General features: G+C 63.4%; 13 protein-coding genes and 1 pseudogene. 7 read left to right on the forward strand and 7 right to left on the reverse strand.

The features are described 5' to 3' along the window. Positions 1-42: 42 nt before the first annotated feature. Together GGQ88_RS18230 and GGQ88_RS18235 are read left to right on the forward strand one after the other, a co-directional pair. A complete protein-coding gene (locus GGQ88_RS18230) occupies positions 43-1,368 on the forward strand; it encodes a nucleotide sugar dehydrogenase (protein ID WP_343057279.1) in 1,326 nt (441 codons plus the stop codon). 134 nt (positions 1,369-1,502) lie between these two features. Beyond that, positions 1,503-2,501: a GDP-mannose 4,6-dehydratase gene (locus GGQ88_RS18235; RefSeq protein WP_183614900.1), complete on the forward strand. Its 999-nt coding sequence runs from the start codon at positions 1,503-1,505 to the stop codon at positions 2,499-2,501. 169 nt (positions 2,502-2,670) lie between these two features. On the opposite strand, the gene GGQ88_RS18240 is transcribed toward GGQ88_RS18235, so the two are convergent. From GGQ88_RS18240 to GGQ88_RS18250, 3 genes are all read right to left on the reverse strand, one after another. Next, the gene (locus tag GGQ88_RS18240; RefSeq protein WP_183614901.1) at positions 2,671-3,378 is read right to left on the reverse strand and encodes a YkgJ family cysteine cluster protein; all 708 of its coding nucleotides are present in this window, start codon (positions 3,376-3,378) and stop codon (positions 2,671-2,673) included. Positions 3,379-3,932: 554 nt separating this feature from the next. Next, on the reverse strand, positions 3,933-4,262 hold the full coding sequence (locus GGQ88_RS18245; protein WP_183614902.1) for a hypothetical protein: 330 nt from the start codon (positions 4,260-4,262) through the stop codon (positions 3,933-3,935). Between the two features lie 160 nt (positions 4,263-4,422). Beyond that, complete coding sequence (locus GGQ88_RS18250) at positions 4,423-5,409, reverse strand: agmatine deiminase family protein (RefSeq protein ID WP_183614903.1); 987 nt, start codon at positions 5,407-5,409, stop codon at positions 4,423-4,425. 299 nt (positions 5,410-5,708) lie between these two features. Here GGQ88_RS18250 and GGQ88_RS18255 point away from each other — a divergent pair, with 299 nt between their 5' ends. The 4 genes from GGQ88_RS18255 (at position 5,709) to GGQ88_RS18270 (ending at position 10,617) form a co-directional block, all read left to right on the forward strand. After that, on the forward strand, positions 5,709-8,366 hold the full coding sequence (locus GGQ88_RS18255) for a [protein-PII] uridylyltransferase family protein (protein ID WP_183614904.1): 2,658 nt from the start codon (positions 5,709-5,711) through the stop codon (positions 8,364-8,366). Further along, positions 8,366-8,836 (forward strand): peroxiredoxin, encoded by a 471-nt coding sequence (locus GGQ88_RS18260; protein ID WP_183614905.1) that lies wholly within the window; start codon positions 8,366-8,368, stop codon positions 8,834-8,836. Before GGQ88_RS18255 ends, GGQ88_RS18260 begins: the two co-directional genes overlap by 1 nt. An 82-nt stretch (positions 8,837-8,918) precedes the next feature. Further along, a complete protein-coding gene (locus GGQ88_RS18265) occupies positions 8,919-9,770 on the forward strand; it encodes a ferritin-like domain-containing protein (protein WP_183614906.1) in 852 nt (283 codons plus the stop codon). Between the two features lie 133 nt (positions 9,771-9,903). Next, entirely contained in the window at positions 9,904-10,617 is a 714-nt protein-coding gene (locus GGQ88_RS18270; protein WP_183614907.1) for a M23 family metallopeptidase, read from the forward strand. Positions 10,618-10,806: 189 nt separating this feature from the next. Here GGQ88_RS18270 and GGQ88_RS18275 read toward each other — a convergent pair whose 3' ends face one another. Then, a complete protein-coding gene (locus GGQ88_RS18275; protein WP_183614908.1) occupies positions 10,807-12,450 on the reverse strand; it encodes a cation:proton antiporter domain-containing protein in 1,644 nt (547 codons plus the stop codon). A gap of 785 nt (positions 12,451-13,235) precedes the next feature. Beyond that, on the reverse strand, positions 13,236-13,916 hold the full coding sequence (locus GGQ88_RS18280) for a spermidine synthase (RefSeq protein ID WP_183614909.1): 681 nt from the start codon (positions 13,914-13,916) through the stop codon (positions 13,236-13,238). Between the two features lie 336 nt (positions 13,917-14,252). Between GGQ88_RS18280 and GGQ88_RS18285 the strand changes: the two genes are divergently transcribed. Further along, a complete protein-coding gene (locus GGQ88_RS18285; protein WP_183614910.1) occupies positions 14,253-15,773 on the forward strand; it encodes an AMP-binding protein in 1,521 nt (506 codons plus the stop codon). 159 nt (positions 15,774-15,932) lie between these two features. Here the strand turns inward: GGQ88_RS18285 and GGQ88_RS18290 are convergent, their stop codons facing one another. Then, positions 15,933-16,802, reverse strand: a complete 870-nt coding sequence (locus GGQ88_RS18290) for an energy transducer TonB (protein WP_221214764.1) — start codon at positions 16,800-16,802, stop codon at positions 15,933-15,935. A gap of 91 nt (positions 16,803-16,893) precedes the next feature. Next, positions 16,894-17,016, reverse strand: a pseudogene (locus GGQ88_RS18295) (electron transfer flavoprotein subunit alpha/FixB family protein); the annotation flags it as partial.

The following is a 17,016-nucleotide window of genomic DNA, read 5'->3' on the forward strand; positions in this document are numbered from 1 at the left end:
TCGGCGCGTCCATGCGTCAACCATGAAAGGCCGCAAGCCCCCGTGACTGTCCAGTTCCCCTCGATCTCCGCAGCCCCCGGCAAAAGCCTCGATCCGCTGGTATCGGCCACCACCCGCGTGACCGTGCTCGGCCTCGGGTACGTCGGCCTGCCGCTGGCCGTGGCGCTGGCCAAGCAGTTCTACGTCACCGGCTTCGACATCGACACGCGGCGCATCGGCGAATTGTCCGACGGCCATGACCGCACGCGCGAAATCGATTCGGACCGCCTCGCCAAATCGAGCCTCGGCCTGACCAGCGATGCCGCCGTCTGCCCGCCGAGCGACTTCTACATCGTCACCGTGCCCACGCCGATCGACGCGCAGAACAATCCCGACCTGCGCCTCGTCGAATCGGCCTCCCGTACCGTTGGCCGGATGTTGCCCGATGCCGTGGCCGAAGGGCGCAAGCCCGTGGTCGTGTTCGAGAGCACCGTCTATCCCGGCGTCACCGAAGACATCTGCGGCCCGATCCTCGAGCAGGTCTCGGGCCTCAAGTGCGGCGAGGATTTCTTCCTCGGCTACAGCCCCGAACGCATCAATCCGGGCGACCGCGAACACACTATCGACCGCATCACCAAAGTCGTTTCCGGCCAAACCCCCGAAACGCTTGATCGCGTCGCCGACCTCTATGGCGCGATTACGTCAGGGGGCGTCTTTCGCGCCGCCTCGATCAAGGCCGCCGAGGCCGCCAAGGTCATCGAGAACGCGCAGCGCGACATCAACATCGCCTTCATGAACGAGATCACGCAGATCTTTTCCAAGATGGACCTATCGGTGTGGGACGTGCTCGCCGCGTCGAACACCAAATGGAACTTCCTGCCGTTCACCCCAGGCCTCGTCGGCGGGCACTGCATCGGCGTCGATCCCTACTACCTCTCCGCCCGCGCCGAAGCGCTGGGCCACGATCCGCAGGTCATCCTGGCAGGGCGCGGCGTCAACGACGGCATGGCCCAGTGGGTTGCGCAGCAGCTCCACGCACAGCGTGGCGGCAAGCCCGGCAGTGTCCTCGTCCTCGGCCTGACCTTCAAGGAAAACGTGCCCGACCTGCGCAATTCCAAGGTCGCCGACGTTATCGCCGAACTGCAAGCGCTCGGCCACAAGGTCACCGTCCACGATCCCCATGCCGACACCGCCGAAGCCCTGCTGGAATATGGGCTGGAACTTGCAGGCGACGCGTTCGAACAGACCTACGACACGGTGTTCCTCGCCGTGCCACACCAGTATTACCTCGCCGCAGGGGCCGACCGCATCGCCGCGCTGGTGGCGCCCGGTGGTACGCTGGCCGATCTCAAGGGCGTGCTGGGCGATCGTGCCGACTGGAAGCTTTGACGCGCAGCGCTGCGTCCTTATCCTGCGTCCCCGCGAAGGCGGGGACCTCGGTGATCCGGGTCGGAGGTTTCGCAATCAGGCCTGAGGCCCCCGCCTTCGCGGGGGCGCAACGATAGATTGAAGGTAAGTTACCCATGCGCGTCCTCGTTACCGGAGCCGCCGGCTTCATCGGCTACTCCCTGATCACCCGCCTGCTCGCCCGGGGCGACGAGGTGATCGGCGTCGACATCGTCAATCCGTACTACGACCCCGCGCTCAAGGAGGCCCGCCTCTCTCGCCTGACCGAACAGGGCAAAGGCCAGTTCACGTTCCTGCGCACCGATTTCGCCGATTACCCCGCGCTCACTGCCGCGCTCGAAGGCAAGAACTTCGAACGCATCGTCCATCTGGGCGCGCAGGCAGGCGTGCGCTATTCGATCGAAAACCCCCACGCCTACGTCCAGTCCAACCTCGTCGGTCACCTCAACCTGCTCGAAGTCGCGCGCCATCGCGGGGCCGAGCACATGGTCTACGCGTCGTCCTCGTCGGTCTATGGCGGCAATACCAAGATGCCGTTTTCGGTCGACGACCGCGTCGATCACCCGATGTCGCTCTATGCTGCCACCAAAAAGGCGGACGAGCTGATGAGCGAGACTTACGCCCACCTCTATCGCCTGCCGCTGACCGGCCTGCGCTTCTTCACCGTCTACGGTCCGTGGGGCCGCCCGGACATGATGATGTGGCTGTTCACCAAGGCGATTCTGGCGGGCGAGCCGATCCAGGTGTTCAACCACGGCGATATGTACCGCGATTTCACCTACATCGACGACATCGTCTCGGGCGTCATGGCCTGCCTCGACAACCCGCCGCCCGACGATGGTGCGATTAAGGCTGGCGGCAGTGAAAAGCCCCACCGCCTCTACAACATCGGCAACCACAAATCCGAACACCTGATGAAGGTCATCGGCATTCTGGAAAGCGAACTCGGCCGCAAGGCTGAGATGAACCTGATGCCGATGCAACCGGGTGACGTCCGCCAGTCCTTTGCCGATATCGACGCGATTTCCGGCGACCTCGGCTACAAGCCCACCACCAGCATCGACGTCGGCGTGCCGAACTTCGTCAGGTGGTACAAGGACTTCCACGGCATCTAAAGATCCTCCCCCTCTGGGGGAGGTGGCAGCCGCAGGCTGACGGAGGGGGCCACGTCGGATAACGGCCAGCCAGCCCACCCCCAGCCCCTCCCGCAAGCGGGAGGGGGGAATATAACCGCCTTCTAACTCCCCTCCCGCCTGCGGGAGGGGTCGGGGGTGGGCCTGCCCATCACCCGCCCCCCAAATCCGCAAAAGACCCCAAAAACCCCACCCCCGCCGCAACCAACCGCGCCGGACACTCCAGATCCGCTAACATCGCCCGCGTCGTCTCACGGTTGGTCACGATAGACCACGCATCCGGCCCATCGCCCAAACCCATTTCCGCCGCCTCCAACGCCTCGATCAAGGCCCACGGCGCAACCTCGCAGACCGCAAACCCCTCACCCGCCATCGCGGCATCGAAAAACCCAAGCAAGCCTGCCAGCCGCTGCTTCACCGAAACGTCCATCACCATCGCCGCACGATGCGCCTCAAGGATCGCGGCAGCTTCCTCGTCGGCAGCCAACCCATCGCGCTCCAGCACCGGCATGCCCTCACCCCAAGCCTCAGGCGGACACAGCCGCCGCTCCGGCACCATCGCCTCGAACGGACGGCTCTCCAAGGGATAGATCCGGCATATCCGCGGCCGCGCGTCATAATTCCCGCAACGCATGTCGGGCAGCAGATGCGGACAGGCCCCATCGTGTCGCGCCACCAGCCGCAAATTGATCCGAAACGGAACATCGCCCACCCGCGCGTCGAACGTCGTCACCCGCCGCCACTGCATCACCGGATCATCGAGCGCGCCATTGTCCGGCCAAGGCCACCCCTCAACCAGCAAGTCCACCCGATGCCCCCGCCCCGCCCAGACTCGCGCCTCGGCCACCGAAAGCGTCAACCGCAGATCATGGCAACACCGCCCGCACTGCGTACAATCGAATGTGATTTCCATCGGGCGAGGTTAGGCCGATGCGTGCGCGCCAAGACAGCGCAACAACGCCGGTTTCGGACCTATCGGGCGGCCCCAAGCCTCCACCCCTTCACATCGCCCCGGACCTGATCCGGGGTGAGGCTACCTTCAGCAACCATCCCGCAACGCGACGCCACAAGAATTAGCGGGAGCCTAGGTCAGGCCTTAGTTGACGAGACGCCACCCGACACTCCCAACCCCGCTCATCCTGAGCTTGTCGAAGGACACACGCCACAGCAGTTCCGGGCGCGCTCGACAACCCGGTTGCGCGACACATGCCTGTGAGGCGAGCAGCCAAGACCAAGCCCAACCCTCGGCGCAGCATCCTTCGACAGGCTCAGGATGAGCGGGGTTTGAGTGTATGACGGTTGACGGCCGGTTTCGGAGCGTTGTAAAATTTAGCGTAAAGACCGGTTTTGGGTGGAAGGCCGAAAAGTAGAAAGGCAGCTTTGAAGCGGATCGGCATAAAATGCCGGTTGCCTCTAAGATCGTACCGGCAAAACGGATTGGCGAGATTCAAACTTATATTCAAGGCCAGCGGCCAACGCCTCTCTCGTCGTCTGTACGAGTTCCCGGCTACTAAAAGCAGCTGGCAGCGATACGATTGCTTCTACACGACCCTTGCCAACGGGCCGAACCGAAGAAACTACCAAAGTCGGCCGACGCGAGCGTTGCAACTCCGCGAAGCGATTCACTCCGTCTTCCGGTCCTGCAACCATCAAATGCTGCTCTGCCTTGGTGTGCTCATCGCCGCTGCAGCCCGCCAAAGCGGCAAGAGCCATCGCAACCAAAATAGATGATCTTACGCTCATGATTAGCTCCAGTCGTCTGCCTTAAAGCAATGACAGTAAACCAGAATTTGTACAATCAAGCTTGCGATGAGACGTTGGAACTGCGGCAAGGGCGTGGCTTCCAGCAGTGCGGCATCCGCATAAACCTCCGGAAGTGCCGCACCGCCAACACCTACCCCCCTCAAACCCCCGGCATCTGCTGGCTCGCGCAGTGAAACCCACCGCCCCCCGCCAGCACCGCATCGCCCATCACGCCCACCGTCGCGCGATCCGGGAACAGCTCCGCAATCGCCGCCACGCCGTCATCATCGTGCGGCGATCCGAACACCGGGACCACCACCAGATTGCTGGTGATCACGAAGTTCATGTAGCTCGCGGGCTGGACCACATCGCCCCATTCAACCCGCCCCGGCGAGGGCACTTCGACCACCGCCACGCCCGCCGCCAGCGCGCGTGCCTTGGCGTCGGCATAGATCGCCGCGTTCGGATCGTCCGGCCCGGTCGCGCGCGGTAGCGCCAGCCGGTTGGGGCCAACGAAGCGCGCCAGATTGTCGACATGGCCATCGGTATGATCGTTGATCAGTCCTTCGCCCAGCCACAACACGCGGTCGTATCCCAGATCGCGCAGCAACCGCGCTTCCAGATCATCGCGCGTCAGATGCGGATTGCGATTGGGGTTGAGCAGGCATTGCTCGGTCGTCGCGACCAGCCCGGTGCCATCGCCATCCAGCGCGCCACCTTCCAGAATCCAGTCGGCCTTGCTCGCGCTCAGCCCCGCAGACGCCGCCAGATCCGCGCCGATCTCCTGATCGCCGGGCATCAGATATTTCTCGCCCCAGCCGTTGAACCCGAACAGCCGCGCCTCGCGGTTGCCTGCCTCATCGAGAACCACCAGCGGCCCGGTATCGCGCAGCCACACATCGCCATAAGTCCACCGCTCCAGCGTCACCGAGGCCGAAACCAGCGACTTTGCGCGCATCTCGTTGGCCGCATCACGCACCACCAGCCGCACCTGCTGCCCGCTGTCGGCCACCGCATTGGCAAACGCCGCGATCTGCTCCTGCGCGCGGTCGATCACGCCCGACCATTCCTCGGCCAGATGCGGAAAGCCAATCCACAGCCAGTCCTGCGGGTGCCATTCGGGCGGCATGCGGAAGTGTGAGGTCATGGGTGTTTATCCGTAGCGAAAAGGCTGGTGGCCCGCCAACACGTCAAACGCGCGTCGCAAACCCACCCCGCTGCGACTAACGTCCCCTGCGGAGCCGCAAGTCTCGCTCCCCTCCCGCAGGCGGGAGTGGCATTCCAGCTTTCCCCCCTCCCGCCTGCGGGAGGGGTTGGGGGTGGGCCTGCAGCGCCAGATCAACTCGCAGCTTGCCACCAACAAACAAGCACAGCGCACTAGCCCAAACCCGCACGCGTTTCCATCGCGCTTGATCGCCTCGCTCAACCGGTTCATTCCCCCACGCAATGACCGACCTGCCCAACGCCATATCCCGCGCCCGCGCCCATGCGCCGTTCCTGTCTACGGCGCTGGACCGCCTGCCCGATCTCGAAACGATGCTGGCCACAGGCGATTTAGAACAAGCCCTCGCTCACGCCAAGGCCGCCGGAAACGGGATCGAAGACACCGCCGTTGCGCTGCGCCGCGAACGCCTCGCCCTCGCGCTGGTGCTGGCTATCGGCGATCTGGCCGGAGCATTCCCACTCACCCGCGTCATCACCGAACTCAGCAACTTTGCCGACCGCTCGCTCGACGCTGCCATTGCCGCCGCCATCCGCCGTCGTACGCCGGATGCCGAATCAGCGGGCTTCTCCGCCATCGCGCTCGGCAAGCATGGCGCGCAGGAGCTGAACTACTCCTCCGACATCGACCCGATCCTGCTCTACGATCCCGAAACCCTGCCCCGGCGCGAGCGGGACGATCCCGCCGAAGCCGCGCAGCGCATTGCCCGCGCGCTGATGGAAATCATGTCGAACATGACCTCGGAAGGCTACGTCTTCCGCGTCGATCTGCGCCTGCGCCCCGCTTCCGAAGTCAGCCCGCTCGCCCTGTCGTTCGACTCCGCGATCACGCACTACGAATCGAGCGCGCTGGCGTGGGAGCGTGCCGCGTTCATCCGCGCCCGCGCCGCCTCGGGCGACATCGCGGCCGGCCAGGCATTCCTCGACACGATCCGGCCGTTCGTCTGGCGCCGCAGCCTCGATTTCGGAGCGATTGCCGAGATCGGGCGGCTGACCACGCGCATCCGCGATCACTATTCCGCAGGCCAGGCGATCGGACCGGGCTACGATCTCAAACGCGGGCGTGGCGGCATTCGCGAAGTCGAATTTTTCGCACAAACACATCAGCTTATTCATGGCGGCCGCAATCCCGCGCTGCGCCTGCGCGGAACCCGCGCCAGCCTCGATGCCCTGGCCGATGCGGGTATCATCTCCGCCGAAGACGCCCACGCCATGGGCACAAGCTACGACCGCTTGCGCACGCTGGAGCATCGGCTGCAGATGGTGTCCGACCAGCAGACCCACTCGCTCCCGACCGACGCCGCCGCGCTCGACAGCGTCGCGCAGCTCGATGGTCTACCCGACGGCGCGGCCTTGGTGCGCGAATTGACCGAAATATCGGACGTGGTCGGTCGGCGGTTCGATGCGTTGATCGAGACCTACGCCCCGACTGGCGCGGTCGCGGTCGAGGCCGTCACCGTGGCGGACGAATTTACGCAGCGAATCAACGCGTGGGAGGGGGGCCAGTACCGCTGCCTGCGCTCTGCCGAGGCGCGCGAAGCGTTCGCCCGGATCCGTCCGCAGCTGTTGCGCGCGCTGTCCGAAGCGCCCGATCCCGATCGCGCGCTGCTCCGCTGGGAGCAGTTACTCGCCGGACTTCCCAGCGCAATCAACGTCTTCCGCTTGCTCGAGGCGCGCCCGGGACTGCTGGCAATGGTCATGCGAATCCTCGCCCACGCGCCGACGCTGGCCGATGAACTCGCCCGCCGCGCTGACCTGCTCGATACGCTGATCGACCGCTCTGCGTTCGATTTGCCGGGTTCGGTCGCTGAAATTGCTGCAGAACTTTCGCGGGGCGAGGCGGGGGATGATTACCAGCGACTTCTCGATACGGTGCGAGTCCGTGTCGGCGAAATGCGGTTCTCATTGGGCGTGCAGTTGATCGAGGGGCAGCGCGATCCGCTTGAAGTCGCCGCCGCCCTGTCACGTGTGGCAGAGGCGGCGATCGCGGTTCTGGGCCGTGCCGCAACTGATGAATTCGTGCAAAAACATGGCGTTGTGCCGGACAGCGATCTTGCCATTCTCGGCCTCGGGCGGTTGGGTGGAGCGGCGCTGACCCATGCCTCGGACCTCGACTTGATCTTCCTGTTCAGCGGGGATCATGCCGCCGAATCCAATGGCCCTCGGCCCTTGGGCGCGACGCTGTACTATAACCGTCTGGCGCAGCGGGTAATTGCGGCGCTGTCGGTGCCAACGGCGGCGGGGGTGCTGTTCGAGGTGGATACGCGGTTGCGGCCGTCCGGAGCGCAGGGTCCTATCTCGGTCAGCCTCGAAAGTTTCGAGCGATATCAATGTGAAGATGCCTGGACGTGGGAACACATGGCCCTGTGCCGCGCCCGCGCGATGTTCGGTACGACGGCCGACCGCGCGGCGATCGCAGCGATCATCGCGCGCGTGCAGGACCGCCCGCGCGATGCCTCGCTACGCAACGATGTGCTTGAAATGCGGGCAAAAATGGCGGACCACAAGCCGCCCCAGGGACCGCTCGACGTGAAACTGGCGCGGGGTGGGCTGGTGGACATCGAGTTCATGGTGCACTTCCTCCAGTTACGCGATCATGTGGCCTACACGCCCGATCTGGGCGTGGCTGTGCAACTGATTGAGGAGAAAGGGCTTTTACCCGCCGGCACGCGGTCCTCGCACGACCTTCTGGCGCGTCTGCTGTTGGTCGTCAGGCTGGTTGCCCCCGATGGCATGTATCCGCCTCACGCGAGCCGGACTATCGTGGCCGAGGCTTGTGGCTTGAAAAGCTGGGACATTTTGCTGGAGGCGGTGCTTGCAGCGCGGCGTCAGGTCGCGGCGGCCTGGGGCCAAGTATTTGAAATTCCACTGGAGATTGAGTGATGGCTGAGCGGATTGGGGTGGGTGAGGCATTTCCGGATATCGTGCTGGCGACGCCGAATGGCGAAACCGTGAAAGTGTCTGATTTCGCGGGGAAAAAGCTGGTCGTGTTCTTCTATCCCAAAGACGACACGCCGGGATGCACGACCGAAAACAAGGACTTTTCAGAAGCTTATGATCAGTTTCAAGCCGCTGGCGTCGAGGTTCTTGGCGTGAGCAAGGACCCTGCCAAGAAGCATCTGAAATTCATCGAGAAATACGCGCTCACCGTGCCGCTCGCATCCGATGCCGAGGAGAATGGCCTGTCGGACGCTCTTGGCATCTGGACCGAGAAGTCGATGTATGGACGCACCTACATGGGCATGGAGCGCACGACCTATCTGATTGACGAGGCAGGCAAAATTGTCCGCATCTGGAACAAGGTGAAGGTCAAGGGCCACGCCGCAGACGTGCTCGCCGCAGCGCGCAACTGATGGGGGATTGTGGGGGTGCAAGGGGGGTGTACCCGGGGGGTTCCCCCCTAGACACCCCGTGAAACGACCATCGAACAGGGCCATGACCATTCCTTCGATCTCAGGCGCGATCCGCGCGGCGATGTTGACCGCCGATCCAGCCGCAAAAGTCATGGCGACGCGCGACGTGTTTCGCCGGTGGCGGTCAGGCGCGTTGGACTTTTCCTTCGCCGCGACGATGCCCGATGTGCCTGCGCGCCCTGCCCTGCCCGAACTGCGTCATCCCGCCGCGATGCCGAAGCGCGGACGCGGCTCGGCGCATGGACGGATCGCGCTGCTCCACGCACTGGCGCATATCGAATTCGTGGCGATCGACCTGGCCCTGGATGCCGCCGGGCGCTTCGGCGCAGAGATGGGCCGCGCGTTCGTCGACGACTGGCTGTCGGTCGCGGCTGACGAGGCTATGCATTTCGCGCTGCTGGCGCGGCGGCTGCGGACGCTCGGCAGTTTTTATGGCGCGATGCCCGCGCATGACGGATTGTGGGAAGCCGCGCGCGATACCGCGCACGACGTGGCGGCGCGGCTGGCCATCGTGCCGATGGTACTGGAGGCGCGCGCTCTGGACGTAACCCCGGCGATGGTCACGCGGTTCGCGAGCCAGGGCGACGAGCGGACGGCGCGAATACTGCAACGAATCCTTGACGATGAAATCCGCCATGTGCGCTTCGGCACAAAGCATTTCGTCGCAATCTGTCAAAAGCGCCGAGAATCGCCACCTGAGGCGTGGAAGACGCTGGTCGCACAGCACTTTGCGGGGTCCGTTAAGCCACCGTTCAACGACTCGGCGCGTCATCAAGCCGGTCTATCGCGCGAATTCATGGCGGGGGTTGCCACTGCGCAACACCCTGCACTACTCCCAAATCACGAGATGGCGGGGGGTTCCGACCATACTTGAAAATTCCCAAGGCGGCGGGTTTTTACCGGCCTTCCGCCATTGAACGGGTTCGCTCTGGGGGTCAGCGCGTACCGGTCAGGATGCCGCATACGGCACAGACCGGATCGCACATAAAAAGGTCGTACGGGTCTCAATGTTGTTGAACGCCAAAACCTTCAAGACTGCTCTCGGTGCCTTCGCTGCCGTTGCCTTCTTCTCCTCCGCCGCTCCTGCGCTTGCCAACAGCGCCGCATCTGCCGACATCGCCGCCCCGCTTCGTGCGGCTGAAGCTGCGAAGTCGGGCATTTCCGCCGATCGCGGCGACGAGGAATTCCGCCGCCTGTTCGCCAACTGGCAGTCGCTCGACAACGGCATCCTGCCTTCGGCCAAGCCGGTCATCGCTCGCCGGGCTGGCGGCGTTTCGATCCCGTCGCTGGCGCCGGTTTCGGTTTCGCACCTGACCAGCGGTTATGGCATGCGCACGCACCCCGTGCTGGGCGGTCGCCGCGCGCACAAGGGCATCGACTTGGCCGCAGCCACCGGCACCCCAATCCGCGCCAGCGCAGACGGCGTCGTTGAAAAGGCCGACTGGTTCGGCGGCTACGGCCTGTTCGTGGAACTCGACCACGGCGGCGCGATGGAAACCCGCTACGGCCACATGTCGCGCGTTGCGGTTGCCGAAGGCCAGCAGGTCCGCAAGGGCGACATCATCGGCTACGTCGGCACGACCGGCCGCTCGACCGGCCCGCACCTCCATTACGAAGTCCGCGTGAACGGCGAAGCGGTGAACCCGGTTCCCTACATGCAGGGCAACGCCACGCTCTATGCCAGCAACGGCGAGGGCGGACGTGGTGGCCCCGAAGACTGAGGTCTTTCTAGAGATTGAAGTGCATCTTGGAGAGGATGCGGAAAAGGGCGCCGGTGAAGGCGCCCTTTTCTTGTTGGGGTGTGGGTCATGTGCTGCAAATGGAGACCGGGCCCCGTTTCGGGCTGCTGAGCGCCCAAGTCCAACCAGGCTTCTTTACCGACGCCGGCCGCATGTTTGCCTCACCCTATACTACTCCTCGGTACCGGCGCGACCACGGTCCGATACGCCCAACATGCGCGTTGCGATTTCCTGCACGCCCGTGACCACATCGGAAACGCCCAGCCGTTTGAGGTGAGCAACTTCCGCATCCGAATGAGCGCGAGCAATCACCGGGATGTCCGGCTTGATCTTGCGCACATGCTGAAAGATGGCGCCCGCTTCGAAGCCTTCCGGAATTGCGATAAGGAGTGCGCCCGCGTCTTCCAGCGCAGCCGCTTCGAGCACGCGGGTTTCGATGCCATTTCCTGCCAGGACCTTGTAACCCTTGGCTTCGGCTTCGCGGACCCGCTCGATGTCATCCTCGATGACGACGAATGCCTTGCCCTGAACCGCAAGCTCCTCGGCAATCGACCTTCCGACCCGCCCGTAGCCAATCACGATGACATGACCGGACACTTCAAGAATGGCCGGTACGTCCGGCGTCGCAGCACCTCGGCGTTGCCTGAAAATCAGCGAAAAGATCAGCGGATTGGTGATGATCGAAATGATCGCTCCGGCAAGTATGAGATCGCGCGCTTCGGGTGGCAGAATTCCGAGGTCACTGCCCAGGGCAGCGAGAATGAACGAAAATTCGCCGATCTGCGCCAAGCTGGCCGCCACGGTCAAAGCCGTGCTTCCCGGGTAACCAAAGGCCCGAACGATGGCGAACGCCGCCACGGACTTGCCGATTACGATGATCATTATGGTTGCCAGCAGCGGCAAAGGCTGTTCGATCACGACAGCAGGGTTGAACAACATCCCGACCGAAACGAAGAACAGCACGGCAAACGCGTCGCGCAAGGGTAGTGTTTCTTCGGTCGCCCTTCTGCTGAGCGGGGTTTCGCCCAGGATCATGCCCGCAAAGAAGGCACCGAGTGCGAACGACACGTCGAACGCATAGGCTGCGCCGAATGCCACGCCCAGGGCAATGGCAAGGACTGCCAAACGGAACAGTTCGCGGGAGCCGGTGTGCGCCACCCAGTGAAGCGCGGCCGGGATCGCACGCCGCCCGACCAGCAGCATGAGGACGACGAACGCCACGACCTTCAACAGCGTTATCGCAAGCGGAGCGACGAGTGCGGAGAAGCCGATGCCGCGATCGGCGCCATTGATGACCGTAGCGAAGACGGGGAGCATGACCAGCGCAAGGACCATGACCAGATCCTCGACGATGAGCCAGCCCACCGCGATTCGCCCTTTTTCGGTTTCCACCAGTTTGCGACCCTGCAAGGCCCGCAACAGCACCACCGTACTTGCGACCGAAAGCGACAGTCCGAAAACGAACCCGCCGAGCATGTTCCAATCCATCACCCATGCCAGTACCATGCCCATCATCGTGGCCACGACGATCTGGACGATGGCTCCGGGGATGGCGATCCTGCGGACCGAGAGCAGGTCCTTGAGCGAGAAGTGCAGTCCCACCCCGAACATCAGGAGGATGACGCCGATTTCCGCGAGTTCATTGGCCAGCCCGGCGTCAGCGACAAAGCCGGGCGAATAAGGCCCGACGATCACCCCGGCCATGACATACCCCACGATCGGCGAGGCCTTGAGCCGATGGGCCAGCGCGCCCATCAGGAAAGCGAACACGACGCCTGCCACAATCGTGGCGATGAGTGGTGAATGATGCATCAAATTACCCAGTTTTCCGCCGGACCTGCCATTGTCGAGCGGGTCCGGCGGGTTTGCTTATTGTGCCATCGAGATTACGCTCAGGGCCAATGCAACGGCGCCGGCCATGCCGCTGAAAACAGCCACCTTGAACCAGCGAGGTCGTTTGTTTTTCCTGATCATCTGATCGCTCTCCTGCGAGCGCCGGCATCCGCCAATTCAGAGCGGAGTGACGCTGGTTAACCCACAGTCGCCAAGGCGACCCTGATTATCCCAGAGCGACGGGAGGACCGCGCGGGTAAGCCTGACTGGCAATGGACAACGCAACATGACGCTGCGCAGCTAGCGCAAGCAGCATCAGCCCGGACATTGCCGGGACTGCCGGTAGCACCGGGAGGTTGAGACCGAAATACGGCGGAGAGCTTTGAAACAGCACAGGATCAATGTCGGGCTCAGCCCGCCTGATGGATTTGCCAGAGGTAGCGCGAACAGGTTCCGCACTGGCGTTGAGCGCGACGACCGTTGTGGACGGGCTGAATGCCGAACCGATCGACCGCGATTGAGGCAGCCCCGTCGGCAATATTGCGCAGACGAGCACTTTAAGCACTGCCGCCCAGAGCATCAAAACAAACAGTCTGGGTCTGCTCGGCCCGGCCACGCTATTGCTCTCCTTTACGCCTCCAGTCTCAGACCCCTCTGGATTCAGCACAGCGCTTCTGATCGGCTCCACGAAAGGGATGCATGCCTTATACGACCAATGCTTTGTTATACGGTCCGTTCCCGCAGGCGTCCCAGTCGATCCGGGGCGTTCAGCGCGCGAACCAGATGACGTGTCTTGCGCCCTTGCCGTTGGGGCGCGCTCTGACTTCGACTTCTTCGACCTCAAAACCGACGTGTTGCAGGCGCTGGACGAAGTTGGCGTCCTTGGCGGCGGACCAGATGGCGAGGATCCCCCCGGGGCGCAGGGCGGACTGGGCGGCGCGCAGGCCCCTGGTGGTGTAGAGCTGGTTGTTGGCATGACGGACAAGGCCATCGGGGCCGTTGTCGACATCGAGCAGGATCGCGTCGTAGCCGGTGCCGCCGACGTTGAGGCCGTTGGCACGGATGACATCGGCGACGTCGGTCATGACCAGGCGGACGCGCGGATCTTCGAGACAACCGGCGGCGACGTCTACCATCGGGCCGCGCGCCCACTGGATGATCTCGGGCACGAGTTCGGCGACGGTGACGTGGGCGCCCTCGGGCAGGCGTTTCAGCGCGGCGCGCAAAGTGAAGCCCATGCCGTAGCCGCCGATCAGCATGGCGGGGCGGCTGGCGTGGGCGATGCGGTCGGCGCTGAGGTTGGCGAGCGCGTCCTCGGAAGCGTGCATCCGCGTGCTCATCAGTTCGTTGCGATCGAGCACGATCATGAAATCGCGATCGTGGCGGTAGAGGCGCAGTTCCTCGCCGCCGGGGACGGGCGCGGTGCCAAGGAGTTCGCGTGCGATCAAGGTGGTGCTCCGGGTAATGCGGGTTCGCTGCTGCCGTGGAGCATATCGCGGCGCTTGGGAAGGCCGCAAGGCGTGTGCGCGGGAACTGGACTCCGACGCTGACCGTTGCCGAGTAACGATACCGGGAGAATGACGATGCGTACGATCCTGCTTGCGGCCAGCGCGGCAAGCAATGGCGTGATCTATGCAATCGACAAGGTGCTGCCGGTACCGGCGACCAAATAGTCCTGCCCTCACTCGCCCGCGCCACCATGGGGCTTGCGTGTTTTAACTGATCGCTTAAGTTCTCTTGCAAACGGCGACCGCGAAGTCGTCGGTGACGAGAGGACGCTGCCGGTGCATTTCCACCCCAAGTACCATGCTGCGCGCAATCCGGACAAACCCGCGATCATCATGGGCGGCTCTGGCCGGGTGGTCAGTTATGCCGAGCTGGACGCGGCGTCCAACCGGTTTGCGCAGGCCATGCGCGCGCGCGGGCTCCGGATCGGCGATACGATCGCGCTGTGTCTGGAGAACACGGCAGACTTCTACATCGTGGCCTGGGGCGCGCAACGGGCCGGGCTGGTCTATGTGGCGGTGTCGGGCCGATTGGCGCCGCGAGAGGCGGCCTATATCCTGCGCGACAGCGGGAGCCGGCTGGTGATCGGATCGGCCTATACGGCGGCACTGCTCGACGAGGTGGCGGCATTGGTGCCCGAAATCGAGCAGCTGCGTTTCGGCGGGACGCTCGAGGCCGAGCTGGCGGCTATGCCCGACACACCGATCGCGGACGAGCGCGCAGGCGTGGACATGCTCTATTCGTCGGGCACGACCGGAAGCCCGAAGGGCGTGCGCATTCCGCTGCCCGAGGACCCGGAAATCGGCGCGGCGAATGCCTTGGTGGGTTTGGCTTCCACGGCGTTCGGGATAACCGGGGATGCGGTGTATCTGTCGCCCGCGCCGCTCTATCACGCCGCGCCATTGCGCTGGTCGATGACGGTCCACCGGCTTGGCGGGACCGTGGTGGTGATGGAGAAATTCGATCCCGAGCACGCGCTGGCTCTGATCGAGCGGTACAAGGTGACCGACAGCCAGTGGGTGCCGACGCATTTCGTGCGAATGCTCAAGCTGCCCGAGGAGGTACGCGCAAACTACGATACGTCGAGCCTGAAGTGCGCGATCCATGCCGCCGCGCCCTGCCCGGTGCCGGTCAAACGCGCGATGATCGACTGGTGGGGGCCGGTCGTGCGCGAGTACTATGCCGGGACCGAGGGCAACGGCTTTACCTATATCTCGAGCGAGGAATGGCTGGCGCGGCCGGGATCGGTCGGGCGCGCGCTGCTCGGCACGATCCGCATCTGCGACGAGGACGGCAACGCAGTCCCGGCCGGGACCGAGGGCCAGGTGTTTTTCGAAGGCGGCAGTCCGTTCAGCTATCACAACGATCCCGACAAGACACGCGATGCGACCAACCGGCACGGCTGGACCAGCCTTGGCGATGTGGGAACGGTGGACGAGGACGACTATCTGTTCCTGACCGACCGCAAGAGCTTCATGATCATTTCGGGCGGGGTGAACATCTACCCGCAGGAAATCGAGAACCTGCTGGTGACGCATCCCAAGGTGACCGACGTGGCGGTGATCGGCGCGCCCGACGCCGACATGGGCGAGCGCGTGGTGGCTATCGTCCAGCCGCGCGACATGGCCGAGGCGGGGCCGGGGCTGGCGGCGGAGCTGACTGAATGGCTTAGTGGCCAGTTGTCGCGGGTGAAGATGCCTGGCCAGATCGACTTCCGCGCAGAGCTTCCGCGCGAGCCAACGGGCAAGCTGTTCAAGCGGCTGTTGCGCGACGAGTACCGGGATGCGGCCAAGGCCTGATCGTTCGCCCGCGTCGGATAGCCCACAAAAAAAGGGCCGGTCCGAAGACCAGCCCTTGGAAAGTTTTGGGAGAGGATGCCTGAAAGGCCTGTTCTATGTGCAGGTAAGGCGCCCATCTCGCAAGTGCGAAGGATGGCTTTACAATTGCAGGAAATGCAATCATTCGGCGATGACCCACCTTGCGCTCTCGATGTAATAGCTAGGCACCGAGCGTCCTTCGTTATCTAGCGCTGGCTCAAATTTGGCCCGCTGAAGTATGAGGCTGCATGTCCGCGCGCTCATTTCGGGGGTGTTGGTCGCCATTTGGATCTTGCAAGAGGTCGGCTTTCCCGTCTCATCGATCATCAGGCGAAAATTAACGACTGCCTGTGCCCCCGCTAGCATATCCTTTTTGGGATAGTCTGAGCTTTTAAGCCATTTTGAGGGAGGGTTCATCGGCTCAGGTTTTTTAGAGAGGTTGGTCTGTTGTACCGGATCAAGCCCCCAAAGCTTCACCAGATCGTCAGTGCATGCACGCATTGCGGCTAGCGCACCTTTCATCTTTCCAGTCTTGAGCGTTATACTGTGCTTCGGTCTTGTGACGGCAAATTGGGTGATTGCAGCAACCTGCGAAGGCGATAGCGGCATCTTGGCTGCCTCCTTGTCGCGATTGAGAATGTCGATATCACCCATCAATAGGATTACAGGCTGACCGTTGGCACTCGTGCCGCTCAGAATGCGCACATCCGTCAGATTTGGGGTAGGCGAGAATCCGGCAAAACCGGAGGCCGAGCCAAAAGGCGTCACCGGCTTTCCAGCAAGCGAGACTCTGAAATGGTCTGAAGGAGCAAACTGATCCAGCAGAAGGCTGACGGCCTGATCATTTTCACCGAACGTCCGGCCCAAGCGGCAGCTGTCTTCTGCGTAGTTCATGATCCAATCGGACGTTGGCGCAAGCTCTAGTGTTTCTGCGCGTACGCTTTGCGTCAAGCCGACACCGGCAACTGCCATCAGGATTGATCTGACCAAGGCGACGCGCTTTTGCATCATGGCTCCTCTTCGACGAGAACCTTAACTGCATGATCCCAAAACGCAAAAGGCCCCGCGTTTCCGCGAGGCCTTTTGTTTGTATGCGGCGGGTTCAGAGCTTGCCGGTGAGTTCGGGGACCAGCGTGAACAGATCACCCACCAGGCCGATGTCGGCGACCTGGAAGATCGGGGCGTCGTCGTCCTTGTTGATGGCGATGATGGTTTTGCTGTCCTT

It is taken from the genome of Novosphingobium hassiacum (assembly GCF_014196055.1).
Classification (GTDB): Bacteria; Pseudomonadota; Alphaproteobacteria; order Sphingomonadales; family Sphingomonadaceae; genus Novosphingobium; species Novosphingobium hassiacum.